General features: G+C 61.8%; 15 protein-coding genes and 1 other RNA gene. 7 read left to right on the forward strand and 9 right to left on the reverse strand.

All coding sequences use genetic code 11. From position 1 onward, the window contains the following. Nucleotides 1-61: 61 nt before the first annotated feature. Nucleotides 62-1039, reverse strand: coding sequence for an NADPH:quinone oxidoreductase family protein (locus tag ACRESD_RS21855; protein ID WP_431752809.1), 978 nt, complete (start codon nucleotides 1037-1039; stop codon nucleotides 62-64). A 150-nt stretch (nucleotides 1040-1189) separates the two neighbouring features. Here ACRESD_RS21855 and ACRESD_RS21860 point away from each other — a divergent pair, with 150 nt between their 5' ends. Beyond that, nucleotides 1190-1597, forward strand: coding sequence for a flagellar basal body-associated protein FliL (locus tag ACRESD_RS21860; protein WP_431752810.1), 408 nt, complete (start codon nucleotides 1190-1192; stop codon nucleotides 1595-1597). A gap of 97 nt (nucleotides 1598-1694) precedes the next feature. Here the strand turns inward: ACRESD_RS21860 and ACRESD_RS21865 are convergent, their stop codons facing one another. From ACRESD_RS21865 to ACRESD_RS21880, 4 genes are all read right to left on the reverse strand, one after another. Then, a complete protein-coding gene (locus tag ACRESD_RS21865; RefSeq protein ID WP_431752811.1) occupies nucleotides 1695-2813 on the reverse strand; it encodes an ABC transporter permease in 1119 nt (372 codons plus the stop codon). After that, complete coding sequence (gene rbbA / locus ACRESD_RS21870; RefSeq protein ID WP_431752812.1) at nucleotides 2813-5530, reverse strand: ribosome-associated ATPase/putative transporter RbbA; 2718 nt, start codon at nucleotides 5528-5530, stop codon at nucleotides 2813-2815. The genes ACRESD_RS21865 and rbbA overlap by 1 nt, the downstream gene beginning before the upstream one ends. Beyond that, on the reverse strand, nucleotides 5527-6492 hold the full coding sequence (locus ACRESD_RS21875; RefSeq protein WP_431752813.1) for an HlyD family secretion protein: 966 nt from the start codon (nucleotides 6490-6492) through the stop codon (nucleotides 5527-5529). The genes rbbA and ACRESD_RS21875 overlap by 4 nt, the downstream gene beginning before the upstream one ends. Before the next feature lie 69 nt (nucleotides 6493-6561). Then, on the reverse strand, nucleotides 6562-7011 hold the full coding sequence (locus ACRESD_RS21880; protein WP_431752814.1) for an EVE domain-containing protein: 450 nt from the start codon (nucleotides 7009-7011) through the stop codon (nucleotides 6562-6564). Between the two features lie 147 nt (nucleotides 7012-7158). Here ACRESD_RS21880 and ACRESD_RS21885 point away from each other — a divergent pair, with 147 nt between their 5' ends. After that, nucleotides 7159-7356 (forward strand): hypothetical protein, encoded by a 198-nt coding sequence (locus tag ACRESD_RS21885; RefSeq protein ID WP_431752822.1) that lies wholly within the window; start codon nucleotides 7159-7161, stop codon nucleotides 7354-7356. Between the two features lie 12 nt (nucleotides 7357-7368). Here the strand turns inward: ACRESD_RS21885 and ACRESD_RS21890 are convergent, their stop codons facing one another. The 4 genes from ACRESD_RS21890 to ACRESD_RS21905 form a co-directional block, all read right to left on the reverse strand. After that, a complete protein-coding gene (locus ACRESD_RS21890; RefSeq protein WP_431752815.1) occupies nucleotides 7369-7998 on the reverse strand; it encodes a 5-formyltetrahydrofolate cyclo-ligase in 630 nt (209 codons plus the stop codon). 57 nt (nucleotides 7999-8055) lie between these two features. Then, nucleotides 8056-8234: non-coding RNA, 6S RNA (gene ssrS / locus ACRESD_RS21895), on the reverse strand. A gap of 30 nt (nucleotides 8235-8264) precedes the next feature. Continuing rightward, nucleotides 8265-8582 (reverse strand): cell division protein ZapA, encoded by a 318-nt coding sequence (locus tag ACRESD_RS21900; RefSeq protein ID WP_431752816.1) that lies wholly within the window; start codon nucleotides 8580-8582, stop codon nucleotides 8265-8267. Beyond that, nucleotides 8579-8788, reverse strand: coding sequence for a TIGR02449 family protein (locus ACRESD_RS21905; protein ID WP_003177365.1), 210 nt, complete (start codon nucleotides 8786-8788; stop codon nucleotides 8579-8581). The genes ACRESD_RS21900 and ACRESD_RS21905 overlap by 4 nt, the downstream gene beginning before the upstream one ends. Before the next feature lie 138 nt (nucleotides 8789-8926). On the opposite strand from ACRESD_RS21905, the gene ACRESD_RS21910 reads away from it, so the two are divergent. The 5 genes from ACRESD_RS21910 to ACRESD_RS21930 all read left to right on the forward strand — a co-directional run bounded on the left by ACRESD_RS21910 (nucleotide 8927) and on the right by ACRESD_RS21930 (nucleotide 14457). Next, nucleotides 8927-9484: a YecA family protein gene (locus tag ACRESD_RS21910; protein WP_431752817.1), complete on the forward strand. Its 558-nt coding sequence runs from the start codon at nucleotides 8927-8929 to the stop codon at nucleotides 9482-9484. Nucleotides 9485-9504: 20 nt separating this feature from the next. Then, nucleotides 9505-10827: a Xaa-Pro aminopeptidase gene (gene pepP, locus ACRESD_RS21915; RefSeq protein WP_431752818.1), complete on the forward strand. Its 1323-nt coding sequence runs from the start codon at nucleotides 9505-9507 to the stop codon at nucleotides 10825-10827. Next, the gene (gene ubiH / locus ACRESD_RS21920; protein WP_431752819.1) at nucleotides 10824-12011 is read left to right on the forward strand and encodes a 2-octaprenyl-6-methoxyphenyl hydroxylase; all 1188 of its coding nucleotides are present in this window, start codon (nucleotides 10824-10826) and stop codon (nucleotides 12009-12011) included. The genes pepP and ubiH overlap by 4 nt, the downstream gene beginning before the upstream one ends. 61 nt (nucleotides 12012-12072) lie before the next feature. Continuing rightward, nucleotides 12073-13290, forward strand: a complete 1218-nt coding sequence (locus ACRESD_RS21925) for a 2-octaprenyl-3-methyl-6-methoxy-1,4-benzoquinol hydroxylase (RefSeq protein WP_431752821.1) — start codon at nucleotides 12073-12075, stop codon at nucleotides 13288-13290. Between the two features lie 162 nt (nucleotides 13291-13452). Further along, a complete protein-coding gene (locus tag ACRESD_RS21930; protein WP_431752820.1) occupies nucleotides 13453-14457 on the forward strand; it encodes an extracellular solute-binding protein in 1005 nt (334 codons plus the stop codon). Nucleotides 14458-14546 lie beyond the last annotated feature (89 nt).

Here is a 14546-nt window from a genome sequence, read left to right on the forward strand (position 1 = left end):
GACTGACACCCTGCTATCGGGAGCAAGCCCCCTCCCACAGTTGGTTGCATTTCAAGTCTAGTTATCGGGTTTGGACGACGACCTTGCCCACCGCCTTGCGCTGCCCCAAGTCATTGATCGCCTGAGCCGCCTGCTCCAGCGGATACACCTGCGATACCAACGGCTTCAACTTGCCTTCGGCATACCAGGTGAACAACTGCTGGAAGTTCGCTGCATTGTCCTGCGGCTGGCGCTGGGCGAACGAACCCCAGAACACCCCGACCACGGCTGCGCCCTTGAGCAGCGCCAGGTTCACTGGCAGTTCGGGAATGCGCCCGCTGGCAAAGCCCACCACCAGCAGGCGGCCGTTCCAGGCTATGGAGCGGATGGCCTGGTCAAACAGATCGCCGCCCACCGGGTCGTAGATCACATCGACGCCGTTACCATTGGTCAGGCGTTTGATCTCTTCCTTGAGGTTTGCCTCGCTGTAATTGATCACCTCATCGGCGCCGGCCGCCTTGGCCACGGCCAGTTTGTCGGCGCTGCTGGCGGCGGCGATCACCCGGGCGCCCATGGCTTTGCCGATTTCCACGGCAGCCAGGCCCACACCACCGGAGGCGCCGAGCACCAGCAGGGTTTCGCCGGGTTGCAGGTTGGCGCGTTGTTTCAGGGCATGCATCGAGGTGCCGTAGGTCATGCTGAACGCGGCGGCGGTGTTGAAATCCATGCTCGGCGGGATCGGCAGCACGTTGTAGCCCGGCACTGCGACCTGCTCGGCAAAGCTGCCCCAACCGGTCAACGCCATGACCCGGTCACCGACTTTCAAGTGGCTGACCTTTTCGCCGACTTCACTGACCACGCCCGCCGCTTCGCCACCCGGGGAGAATGGGAAGGGCGGCTTGAACTGATATTTGCCCTCGATGATCAGGGTGTCCGGGAAGTTCACCCCGGCGGCGTGCACGTCGAGCAGGATCTCGTTCTTCTTGATCGCCGGGCGCTCGATCTCTTCCAGCACCAGGGTTTCGGCGGGGCCGAAGGCTTTGCACAGCACAGCTTTCATCGGACTATTCCTTTTGGCGTCGTGGCCGATAAGTGTAGGAGGGTGCGCCCGTGGGTCAACGAGCATGCCCGGGCCTGATAAGTCGCCATAAGCTTGTGCTCAGCCTCGCTAGCGTTATGCTACCGGGCAACCGAATGTGAGGATTGAACTGTGAAAGCGTGGATTCTGTTGATGCTGGCCTTGACCTTGCCGATGGCGGCCCAGGCCGAAGAGGCCAAGGAAGGTGAGGCGCCGAAGGTCAGCTATATCAGCTTGACCCCGCCGTTCGTAGGCAACTACGGCCTGGACGGCACGGCAAAACTCAAGGTGTTCAAGGCCGACATCGCCCTGCGCGTGACTGGGCCTGAAGCCGCTGCTGCGGTCAAAGCCAACGACGCGTTGATTCGCAACCAACTGGTGGCGCTGTTCACCCAGCAGACCAACGAGGCCATGAGCACGGTCGAAGGCAAAGAAAAACTGCGCCAGGAAGCCTTGAAGCAAACCCAGCAAGTCATGAACGACGAAACCGGTAAGCCGGTGGTGGAAGACCTGCTGTTTAACAACCTGATCATTCAGTAGTCGCTGCGCCACTATCGCGGGCAAGCCCGCTCCCACAGTTGGAATGCGATCAAATGTGGGAGGGGGGCTTGCCCCCGATGACGGCGGTACAGCCACCTCAGGACGCCAGGCTTTTCCTGAATCGCGCCAACGCCACCGCAAAAAACACCAACCCAATCCCCGCCAGCGCCAGCAAATCCGGCCACACCACGCTCACGCCCGCATCCCTGAACAGAATCGCCGCGCTCAAGCTCACAAAGTGCGTTGACGGCGAGCCCTGCATCACCCATTGCAACCATTCGGGCATGCTGTCCAGCGGTGTGCTGCCGCCTGAGAGCAGCAGCATCGGGATGATCACCGGGATCGCCAGCAAGCCGAACTGCGGCGTCGAGCGGGCGAGGGTGGCGAGGAAAATCCCCAGGGCAGTGCTGGCGAACAGATACAGCGCCGTCACCAGCAGGAACAGGCCCAACGACCCGGCCAGCGGCACACCGAGCAAGCCCTTCACCACCAGTTCCACCGACAGCCAGGTGCACAGCACCACCACCAGCATGTTGCTCCAGATTTTCGCCAGCATGATTTCCAGCGCGGTCAGCGGCAGCACCAGCAAATGGTCGAGGGTGCCATGTTCGCGCTCACGCAGCAGCGCAGTGCCGGTCAGCACGATGGCAAGAATGGTGATGTTGTTGACGATCTGGATCACTGCCAGGAACCAGCCACCTTCCAGGTTGGTGTTGAACAGTGCCCGCGTGGTCAGTTGCGCCGGCGCCTTGCCGACGGCATCGGCCTGGCCGCTGTAGCGCTGTAACTCACGCTGGAAAATCCGGCCGATATAGCCTGCGCCCATGAAGGCCTGGCTCATCGCCGTCGCATCGACGTTCACTTGCACACCCGGTTGGCGCCCAGCCAACAGGTCCGCCTGGAAGTTGGCCGGCACATTGATCACGAAGGTGTACTCGCCACTGTCCATGACCTTGTCCAACTGGTCGTAGGTCAGCGGTGCGGGTGGTTGGAACTCGGGTGGCTGCAGCGCCTCGGCCATCTGCCGCGACAGTGCACTGTGGTCTTCATCGACAAAGGCCACGCTGGCGTTGTGCACACCGATCACCGAACCGGCGGCGGGCATGTAGATCGCCACGGTGAAGGCGTAGAACAGAAACAGCAGCAACACACTGTCGTGGCGCAGGCTGGTCAGTTCCTTGAGACCCAGGCGCAGGACATGCGCGAACTTGTGCATCAGGCCTCCTGCTTCTTGAGCATGATCAGGCTCAACCCAGTGAACCCGACGAAAAAGCCAAACAGCGCCAGGCACTGCGGCCACAGCTGGCGCAGGTCCAGGGCTTTGGTGAACGTGCCCACTGCGATATCCAGGAAGTGCCCCGCCGGGAACAGCATGCCCATCAACGCGGCGGCACCTTCCAGGGATGAGCGCGGCACGATCAGCCCGGAAAACTGGATGGTCGGCAGGCTAGTAATGATCATGGTGCCGAGGATCGCCGCGATTTGGGTGCGGGTAAACGCGGAAATCAGCAAGCCCATGCTGGTGGTGGCCAGTACATACAGCAAGCCGCCGAACGCCAGGGCCACGCCGCTGCCCTTGAACGGTACGCCGAACAACCAACGGTTCATCGCCACCAACAGCGCCAGGTTGACCAGGCTGACGGCCAGGTACGGCGCCTGTTTGCCCAGTAGGAATTCCAGGCGGGTCAGGGGCGTGGCATAGAAGTTGGTGATCGAGCCCAGCTCTTTTTCGCGCACGATGCCCAGGGCGGTGAGCATGGCCGGGATAAATGCCAGGATCAGTGCCATCACGCCTGGGCCGATGGCATTCACGCTGACCACGTCTTGGTTGTAGCGAAAGCGTGTTTCCAGTTTGGCGGCGGCTTGAGTGCTGCGGGGCAGGCTGCTCAGTTCGGCCAACTGTTGAAGATTGCCTTGGTGCACCGCCTCTACATAGTTGCGGCTGGTTTCCGCGCGAAACGGCATGCCACCGTCGAGCCAGGCGGCGACCGTGGGCTGGCGCCCGGCGTAGAGGTCGCGGCCAAATCCGGGCGGGATTTCCAGGGCCAACTTGATTTCCGAGCGTTGCAGGCGCCGGTGCAGCTCATTGGCGTCATGAATCGGCGCTTGTTCGGCGAAGTAGCGCGAGCTGCGAAACGCTTCCAGGTAGGCGCGACTTTGTGGGGTCTGGTCCTGGTCATAGACGGCGAAGGCGAGGTTTTCCACGTCCAGGGAAATGCCGTAGCCGAAGATCACCATCATGAACATCGCCCCGAGCAGCGCGAAGGCCATGCGCACTTTGTCGCGCAGTAGCTCCTTGCCTTCGCGGCTGGCCACCGCCAGTAGCCGAGCTAGGCTGAAACCGCGCTTGCTGACCGGTGGCCCGCTGGCTTCGCTGACGGTTTTGTTCGGCGTGGTGGCTTCGGTTTCACCCTGGGCCTGTTCCAGGCAGGTGACGAAGGCGGCCTCCAACGTGTCGCCGTGGAACTGCTGTTGCAGGGCGTCGGGTGTGTCGCAGGCCAACACTTTGCCCGCGTGCATCAGGGAAATACGGTCGCAGCGTTGGGCCTCGTTCATGAAGTGGGTGGACAGAAAGATTGTCACGCCCTGTTCCCGGGACAGCTCAATCAGCAGCCGCCAGAAATCATCCCGCGCTGCGGGGTCGACACCTGAGGTGGGTTCATCGAGGATCAGCACTTCGGGTCGATGCAACACGGCCACGGCCAGGGATAAGCGCTGGCGCAGGCCGAGGGGCAGTTCGCCGGAAGGTTGCGCGGCCACATCGCCCAGGTCGAAGCGCTGGATCAGTTCATCAATACGCGGGCTGCTGTCGGCCTTAGGCAGGTCGAATAATTGCGCATGGAGCACCAGGTTTTGCCGCACGCTGAGTTCGCCGTACAGCGAGAAGCTTTGCGACATGAACCCCACGCGCTTACGGGTCGCCAAGTCCTTGGCGTTCACCGGGTTGCCCAGCAGCATCGCACGGCCTTCGGTGGCCGGCATCAGCCCGGTGAGCACTTTCATGGTGGTGGTCTTGCCGCAGCCGTTGGAGCCGAGGAAACCGAAAATCTCGCCACGACCGATGGCGAAGCTGACTTTATTGACGGCCGTGAAGTCGCCGAAGCGCAGGGTCAGGTCGTGGGCCTCGATGGCAATGTCTGCGTTGGTGGCTTCACGCGGTGGAATGACCAGCGGTTGATTGTCGTGGGCGCTGTCGCCCTGGAAGTGAGTGAAGGCGTCGTCCAGTTTGCCGCTGGGTGTGGCGGCTGCCAGCTCCCGGCTCAGGCCGTCAGCGATCAGCTTGCCGCGATCGAGCATCAGGCAGTGTTCGAACTGTTCGGCTTCTTCCATGTAGGCCGTAGCCACCAGCAGTGTCAGTTGCGGGCGTTCGCTACGGACGGTCTCTACCAGTTCCCAGAAGCGCCGGCGTGACAGTGGGTCGACGCCGGTGGTGGGCTCGTCGAGGATCAACAGGTCCGGGTCATGGATCAGCGCGCAGCACAGGCCGAGCTTCTGCTTCATGCCGCCGGAAAGCTTGCCGGCGGGACGTTCGGCGAAGCGTGCAAGGTCGGTGGCCAGCAGCAGGTTGTGCATGCGCTGCTCGCAATCGGCCTTGGACAGGCCGAACAGCGTGGCGAAGAAGCGGATGTTTTCGCTGATGGACAGCTCGGGATACAGGTTGCCGCCCAGGCCCTGGGGCATAAAGGCGATACGCGGGTACAGGCTGTTGCGGTGGCGGCGGTTTTCGATGGAGCCACCGAGCACTTCCAGATGACCTTGCTGGAGCTTCTTGACCCCGGCGATCAACCCCAGCAGGCTCGACTTGCCCGCGCCGTCCGGGCCGATGAGCCCACAGCGGGTGCCAGCCGGCAGGCTGAACGCGATGTCGAGCAGTGCCTGTTGCTTGCCGTAGCGGTGGTTGATCCCTGTGGCGTGCAGCGCCAGACCGGTCATTGCAGGTTGGCCGGCCAGTCGATATCAGCCGTGCGCACATAGCCGGCGCCGGGCATGCCCGGTTTGGCCTGGGGCACGGCGCTGGGTTGAGTCAGGCGCAGCTTGACGCGGAACACCAGCTTCTGGCGTTCGTCGCGGGTCTCCACCTCTTTGGGAGTGAACTGGGATTTGGCGGCGACGAAACTGATTTTTGCCGGCAGCGGTTGTTGGGGCAGGGCGTCGAGCAGGATGCGCGCATCACTGCCGACGGTCAGGCGCCCGGTGACGGAGGCGGGCAGGTACAGGTTCATGTACTGATCATTCGGGTCAATCAGCAGCAGTACACGGCCTCCCGCGCCCAGCACTTCGCCAGGCTCGGCCAGGCGCAACTGGATGATCCCGTCGATGGGCGCGCGCAGGCTGCTGTCGTCGATCTCGCTGGTGAGTTGTGCGACCTGGGCCTCGGCGGCGCCGATGGCGGCTTTCACCGAATTGACCTGGGCTTGCGCGGCGATTACGGCGGCATTGCCGGTGTTCTGGCGCGCTTGCTGCTGGTCGATCAACTGGCTGCTGGCGAAGCCGCGTTTGTACAGTTCCTGGGTGCGCTTGAGTTCCTGGTTGGCCAGCAGTTGTTCGCTTTGGCGCAATTGCACGTTAGCTTCGGCGGCGGCGAAGTTTTCCTTGGCGCGCAGCACTTCGGCTTCGGCCTGGGCGCGCTGGGCTTCCAGGGTACGGGTGTCCATGCGCGCCAGCAATTGGCCCTTGAGCACCTTGTCGCCTTCGTCCACCCGCACTTCGGCCAGGCGCCCGGGGATCTTGGCGGCAATTTGTACTTCGGTGGATTCCAGGCGGCCATTGCCCATGCTCAGCCCAGCGGGCAAGCGGTCTTGGGTGGAACGCCAATAACCGAAGCCACCGGCACCGACCAGCAGGGCGATCAGGGCGATGGCGAAAAGGCGGGACAAAAGGTGATTCGTTGACATGGCTGCATCCTGCGGCATTAGCGTCCTAGTTTGACCGGTGTGCCCCGAGAAGGGCTTGATGCCGGTCAGTTAAAGCAGATTGATCACTGCGGCCCATTGCTCCGGCGTGACGGGCATTACTGAAAGGCGACTGCCTTTTTGCACCAGCGGCAGTTCGGCGAGGGCGGTTTGCTGTTTCAAGTAACCAAGGCCCAGCACTTTGGGAAAGGTTTTCACGTGGGCCACGTTGATTGCGCTCCACGGATTTTTCTCCGGGGTGGCCTTGGCGTCGAAATAGTGGCTATCTGGTTCTAGCGCTGTCGGGTCCGGATAGGCAGCCTCAATGATTTTGCCGATGCCGGCAATGCCCGGCTCGGGGCAACTGGAGTGGTAGAAGAAAAACTCATCGCCCACGGCCATGGCCCGTAGGAAATTGCGCGCCTGGTAGTTACGCACCCCGTCCCAGCGGGCTTCGCCAAGCTTTTCCAGGCCCTTGATGGAGAGTTCATCGGGCTCGGATTTCATCAGCCAATAGGCCATTTTGGGGCTCCTGAAAAAGGCACTGGGCAAGTTGTCGGGCAATTCCATGACAAACCGACAGTCGGTTGGCGTCAAGGTTTGCGTGTTGGTTCACGTTAACGCAGAATGCCGGGATTTTAAGCTTGACGCAGCTGCAACGGACTACTTTTGAACGTTGTTGTCATCGTGTACGAGGTGCCTGAAGGGGGGCAATCGATGCAACGTAAACCGGATTTACTATGGATTTTGGTTATTTTGTTTGGTCTGGGCGTCGTGACCACCGGGTACGCGCAGAGCCTGTGGTCGAACAAGACCGATGCTCCCGTTGAACTGACTCAGCAGCAGTCGCAACCGTTCAAGCGTTAACACCCTTCTTTATCAAGGCGCCGCTGTTTCCAGCGGCGTTTTTGCAACATACCAGCGTTTATCGGTGACAGTGCCCGCCAACGGCACGTCCCAGCTCGCCTGCGCCAATCGATCGACCTTCTGACATTCGTGGGCCAGCCCCAGCAGCGTCGGTTTACGCCAGCTTTTGCGTCGCGCCAGGTAAGCGAGGCTGCGGTCATAAAAGCCGCCGCCCATGCCAAGGCGTCCGCCCACGTCATCAAACCCCACAAGTGGCAGCAGCACCAGGTCCAGCGCCCAGATCTGGCGTTGGCGATTGGCATTCACCCGTGGCTCAAGAATGCGAAAGCGGTTCGGCAACAACGTATCCCCAGGTCGCACGCGTTGGAATACCATCTTGGTTCGCGGCCAGGCGCTGAGGACTGGGAGGTAGGTGGCTTTGCCCCGACGCTGGGCGGCGCGCAGCAGCAGGCGCGGATCGATTTCACCGTCCGTCGGTAGATAGAGCGAGATATGTCTGGCCCGGCGAAACAGCGGGTGCTGTGCCAGTTGCCGATACAGGCCATGGGCGGCCTGGCGCTGCTCGCTCGGCGACAGTTCGCGGCGGGCTTTGCGCAACATGCGTCGAAGTTGCGGACGGGAAAGCGGCGCAGGTTCGGTCATGGTTTTCGGCTCATAAAACAATGCCAGTCCTAAGACTGGCATTGAGTTTGGGAATTCAGGCTCCCCGACAGAGCCGCTGTCGACTTAGCCCTTGAACCCGAAAGTTCAAGGTGGAAGAAGCAGTAGGCTTTAAGGCTTTCCGTCTAGCGGACATGCACACCAGCCCAACGTGCAACTTCCAGGGTAGTGCGAATCGGCTCAGGGACATCGCCGACTGGCAAACACGCCAGGGAGTGGGGCGAGTATACCTTAAACCGGCACGTCAATCAGCCCTTGGGTGCGTCTGAATCGCTGGAAAGCGCCAGATCCACACGTTCCAGCAGGTCACGCACCTGCTCACGTGTCGACCCGCTAGCCTGCACGTCAGGCTGTTCCTGCTTATGCAGCAGATCGTGGGTGATATTCAGCGCGGCCATCACGGCGATACGGTCGGCGCCGATGACTTTGCCGCTGCTGCGGATCTCACGCATCTTGCCATCCAGGTAACGGGCGGCACTCACCAGGTTGCTGCGTTCTTCCTGGGGGCAGATGATTGAGTATTCTTTGTCGAGGATCTGCACGGTTACGCTATTGCTTGAACTCATGAGTCTTGCTCCAGGGCCTTCAGGCGCGAAATCATCGATTCGACCTTACGCCGGGCGATTTCGTTTTTTTCAATGAGGTGAGCGCGTTCCTCGCGCCAGGTCTTTTCCTGAGCTAATAGGAGTCCGTTTTGACTCTTAAGTTGCTCGACCCGATCAATTAGCAGTTCGAGTCTGGCCATCAGCGCTTGCAGGTCGGTGTCTTCCATTGGGTTCCACTGGATTTGTCTGATGAATGGCAACTGCAGGATAAACGATCTGACGCCCTCGATAGTCTTGGTACGTCTGCCGGTGCTAGGATACAGCGCTTCATTCTAGACATTGCGCCGTCTGGCGCCTAGCTCACCATGCCTATTCAGAACTCCCCGTACGAAGCTTTTTCCAAACTGCTGAGCACCAGCGGCCATCCTTGCTCGCCTGCCGAACTGCACGGCGTGCTGCTGGGCCGCAGCTGCACCGGCGTCGGTTTTGATGCTGACAACTGGCTGGCCGATGTGGCCGAGCTGCTGGAGAAAGAGCCAGAAGATAATGTGCGCAATGCGCTGATCGGCCTGCAGGAAATGGTCAAGGGCGAACTGACCGGTGACGATGTCACGGTGGTCCTGCTGCTGCCGACCGACGACGCGCCACTGACCGAGCGCGCGGCAGCACTGGGCCAGTGGTGCCAGGGCTTCCTTCACGGCTTCGGCGTCAACGCGTCTGGCCTGGAACTGAGCACCGACGCCAAGGAAGTGCTACAGGACTTGGCCGCCATCTCCCAGGTGCAAGACGCCCTGGAAGAGTCCGAAGACGGCGAAAGCGACTATATGGAAGTGATGGAATACCTGCGTGTTGCGCCGCTGCTGCTGTTCACCGAGACCCGCAAGTCTGCTGAACCGGCTGCCCCCAAGCCTTCGCTGCATTAAGAAAGGATGCCCATCTGCCCATGATTCATATCCCCAAAGCGGAATACACCCGACGCCGCAAGGCGCTCATGGCGCAGATGGAACCCAACAGCATCGCGATCCTGCCAGCCGCCGCCGTGGCGATCCGCAACCGTGATGTGGAACACGTGTATCGCCAGGACAGCGATTTCCAGTACCTGAGCGGCTTCCCCGAACCGGAAGCGGTGATCGTGCTGATGCCCGGTCGCCTGCATGGCGAGTACGTGTTGTTCTGCCGCGAACGCAATGCCGAACGCGAGCTGTGGGACGGTCTGCGTGCCGGCACCGAAGGCGCGATCCGCGACTTTGGCGCTGACGATGCCTTTCCCATCACCGATATCGACGACATCCTGCCTGGTCTGATCGAAGGCCGCGACCGGGTGTATTCGGCCATGGGCAGTAACGCCGAGTTCGATCGGCATGTGATGGAGTGGATCAATGTGATCCGCTCCAAAGCTCACCTGGGCGCCCAGCCGCCGAACGAATTCGTTGCCCTGGATCATCTGCTACACGACATGCGCCTGTATAAATCGGCGGCAGAAGTGAAGGTGATGCGCGAAGCTGCACGTATTTCCTGCGCAGCCCACGTGAAGGCGATGCAGGCCAGTCGCGCTGGTTTGCATGAGTTCAGCCTTGAAGCGGAGCTGGACTACGAGTTTCGTAAAGGCGGCGCGAAGATGCCGGCCTACGGCTCCATCGTCGCCGCTGGGCGCAACAGCTGCATCCTGCATTACCAGCAGAATGACGCGGTGCTCAAGGACGGCGACCTGGTGCTGATCGACGCCGGTTGCGAGATCGACTGCTATGCCAGCGATATCACCCGCACCTGGCCGGTCAATGGCAAGTTTTCGCCCGAGCAAAAGGCGATCTACGAGATTGTGCTGGCCTCCCAAGAGGCCGCCTTTGCCGAGATCGCACCGAACAAGCATTGGAACCAGGCCCATGAGGCAACGGTGCGCGTCATCACCACCGGGCTGGTGAAGCTGGGGTTGTTGCAGGGCGATGTCGATGAACTGATTACCAGCGAAGCCTACCGCGCTTTTTACATGCACCGCGCCGGCCATTGGCTGGGCATGGATGTGCACGATGTGGGCGAGTACAAAGTGGGTGGTGAATGGCGTGTGCTGGAGGTCGGCATGGCGTTGACCGTGGAGCCGGGGATTTATATCTCGCCGGACAACCAGAATGTGGCAAAGAAATGGCGTGGCATTGGCGTACGCATCGAGGACGACGTGGTAGTGACCAAGCAAGGCTGTGAAATCCTGACTGGCGGTGTGCCCAAGACCGTCGCCGACATCGAAGCGCTGATGGCGGCTGCCCGATGAGCCGGGTCAACCTGGCGATTATCGGCGGTGGCCTGGTGGGTGCCAGCCTGGCGCTGGCCTTGCAGGCCGGGGCCAAGGCCCGTGGCTGGAAGATCGTGCTGATCGAGCCGTTCGCCCCCGGCGATACTTACCAGCCGAGCTACGACGCACGTTCATCGGCGCTGTCATTTGGCGCTCGGCAGATTTATCAGCGCCTGGGCCTGTGGCAGGAAATCTCCCGCCGCGCCGAGCCGATCAAGCAGATTCATGTGTCGGACCGTGGGCGTTTCTCCACCGCACGGTTGTCCGCCATGGAAGAGGGCGTGCCTGCCCTGGGCTACGTGGTGGAAAACGCCTGGCTCGGCCAATGCCTGTGGCAAGGCCTGGACAAGGACGTGATCAGCTGGCGCTGCCCAGCGGAAGTGACACGCATGGAGCCGCTGCCCGACGGCTATCGCCTGACGCTCAACGATGAAACCGTGCTGGAATGCGACCTGGCCGTGCTGGCCGACGGTGGCCGCTCTGGCTTGCGTGAGCAACTGGGCATCGGGGTCAAAACCCGTCCGTACAACCAGAGCGCGTTGATCGCTAACATCACTCCGAGCGAAGCCCACAACGGCGAGGCCTTCGAGCGCTTCACCGATGAAGGCCCGATGGCCCTGCTGCCGCTGCCAGACAACCGTTGCGCGCTGGTCTGGACGCGCCTCGGCATGGATGCCCAGCGCCTGGCCAACCTCGACGAACGCAGCTTCCTGAGTGAATTGCAGGGCGTGTTCGGCTACCGCCTGGGCACCCTGAAGCAAGTCGGCGCCCGTCACCTGTATCCGCTGACCTTGGTGGAAGCCGAAGAGCAAGTCCGCTCGCACCTGGCAATCCTCGGCAATGCTGCTCACAGCCTGCACCCGATTGCCGGGCAAGGCTTCAACCTGTCCCTGCGCGATGCCAACGCCTTGGCCGAGGCTCTGCTGGCTGGGCCAGCGGTGCCGGGTGACCTGGCGACTTTGCAACGCTATCGCGAGCGCCAGCGCCTGGACCAGAACTTGACCGTAGGTTTCTCCGACCAGGTCACGCGCCTGTTTGGCAGCGCGCAACCGCTGGTGGCGGTGGGCCGTAACCTGGGCCTGTTGGGGCTGGACTTGCTGCCACCGGCCAAACGTTGGTTCGCCCGTCAGGCCATGGGCCTGGGCACGCGTCCTGATGTTTGAACCCGCCCATCACTTCATTCGCGGCCTGTGCCGCACACGAGACAAGGCTTAAAGCATGGACATGCGCGCAGATGTGCTGATTGTCGGGGCCGGAATGGTCGGAAGCGCCCTGGCGCTGGCGTTGCAGGGCAGTGGCCTGCAAGTGCTACTGCTCGACGGCAGCCCGTTGAGTGTCAAGCCATTCGACCGCGAGGCCGCTTTCGAGCCTCGTGTGAGCGCCTTGTCGGCTGCCAGCCAACGCATCCTCGAGCGGCTTGGCGTGTGGGAGGGCATCGTCGAGCGGCGTGCCAGCCCTTACGGCGAGATGCAGGTGTGGGATGGCAGCGGCACAGGGCAGGTCCACTTTTCGGCCGCCAGTGTGCATGCCGACGTGTTGGGGCATATCGTCGAGAACCGCGTGGTTCAGGATGCCTTGCTCGACCGCCTGCATGATTGCGATCTCGGCCTTCTGGCCAATGCGCGCCTGGAACAGATGCGTCGCTCCGGCGATGACTGGCTGCTGACCCTGGCTGATGGCCGCAAACTGCGTGCGCCGCTGGTCATCGCCGCTGATGGCGCCAACTCTGCCGTACGCCGTCTGACCGGCACGGCGACCCGTGAATGGGATTACCTGCATAACGCCATTGTCACCAGTGTGCGCAGCAGCCAGCCGCACCAGCGCACGGCGTGGCAACGTTTTACGGACACCGGTCCGTTGGCGTTTCTGCCTTTGGTGCGCGATGGGCAGGAGGATTGGTGTTCGATCGTCTGGTCGACCACGCCAGCTGAGTCCGAGCGGTTGATGGCGCTGGATGATGAACGCTTCTGTCGTGAGCTGGAGCGCGCCTTTGAAGGGCGACTCGGCACGGTGGTCAGTGCTGACCCTCGTGTGTGCGTGCCGTTGCGCCAGCGGCATGCCAAGCGCTACGTGGCAGAAGGCTTGGCGTTGATCGGCGACGCTGCCCACGTGATCCACCCATTGGCGGGACAGGGGGTGAACCTGGGCTTCCTCGATGCCGCCGTTCTGGCCGAAGTGTTGTTGTCGGCCAGCGAACGCGGTGAACGCCTGGCGGACGTGAAGGTGCTGAGCCGTTACGAGCGTCGGCGCATGCCGCATAACCTGGCGTTGATGGCAGCGATGGAAGGCTTTGAACGGTTATTCCAGGCCGATCAACTGCCCCTGCGTTGGCTGCGTAATGCCGGCTTGAAAATGGTCGACCAGATGCCCGAAGCCAAGGCAGTGTTTGTGCGTCAGGCGCTGGGCCTGACCGGTGATCTCCCGGAGCTCGCCAAACCCTGAGGTTGAAACGCAACCCTCTGTGGGAGCCGGGCTTGCCCGCGATGAGGCCATTAGCCGCAGCGCAAATCCCGGCTATGCAACATCTGGTAACGCCTCCGCCGAGCGCTACCAAATGTGAGTCCTTATCATTTGCGCTCTTTTTGCAAATGAGAGACCGCACCCATGTTGGCACCCAAGCGCCTCCTGACTGCCCTGGCACTCACCCTCATCGGCAGCACCACCGTGCAGGCCGCCGACGAAGTCGTGGTCTACTCCTCACGCATCGACGAACTGATCAAGCCGGTGTTCGACGCCTACACCAAGAAGACCGGCGTGCAGGTGAAGTTCATCACCGACAAGGAAGCCCCGCTGATGCAGCGCATCAAGGCCGAAGGCGAGAACGCCACTGCCGACCTGCTGCTCACCGTTGATGCCGGCAACCTCTGGCAGGCCGAGCAAATGGGCATCCTGCAGCCGTTCACCTCCGAGGTGATCGACAAGAACATTCCCCTGCAATACCGCTCGTCCGCCCATGCCTGGACGGGCTTGAGCCTGCGCGCGCGGACCATCGCCTATTCCACCGACCGGGTAAAAACCGGCGACCTGACCACCTACGAAGCCCTGGCCGACAAACAGTGGGAAGGCCGCCTGTGCCTGCGCACGGCGAAGAAGGTCTACAACCAGTCGCTGACCGCCACCTTGATCGAAACCCACGGTGCGTCCAAGACCGAAGAAATCGTCAAGGGCTGGGTCAACAACCTGTCCACCGATGTGTTCTCCGATGACATCGCAGTACTCGAAGCCATCAACGCGGGGCAGTGCGATGTGGGCATCGTCAACACCTACTACTACGGCCGTCTGCACAAACAGAACCCGAACCTGGCGGTGAAGCTGTTCTGGCCGAACCAGGGCGACCGTGGCGTGCACGTGAACCTGTCGGGTATTGGCCTGACCAAGCACGCGCCGCACCCGGAGGCGGCCAAGGCACTGGTGGAGTGGATGACCACGCCAGAGGCGCAGAAGATCTTTGCCGATGTGAACCAGGAATTCCCGGCCAACCCGGCAGTGCCACCTTCGGCGGAAGTGGCGACCTGGGGCAAGTTCGTGGCGGACACCTTGCCGGTGGAAGTGGCGGGCAAGCGCCAGGCCGAGGCGATTCGCTTGATGGATCGCGCCGGCTGGAACTGAAGCAGGTTTAAATGTGGGAGCTGGCTTGCCTGCGATGCAGACACCTCGGTGTATCAGTGATACCCAGGTGATGCTATCGCAGGCAAGCC

Origin of the sequence: Pseudomonas sp., assembly GCF_050739995.1 — a bacterium.
Lineage (GTDB): Bacteria > Pseudomonadota > Gammaproteobacteria > Pseudomonadales > Pseudomonadaceae > Aquipseudomonas.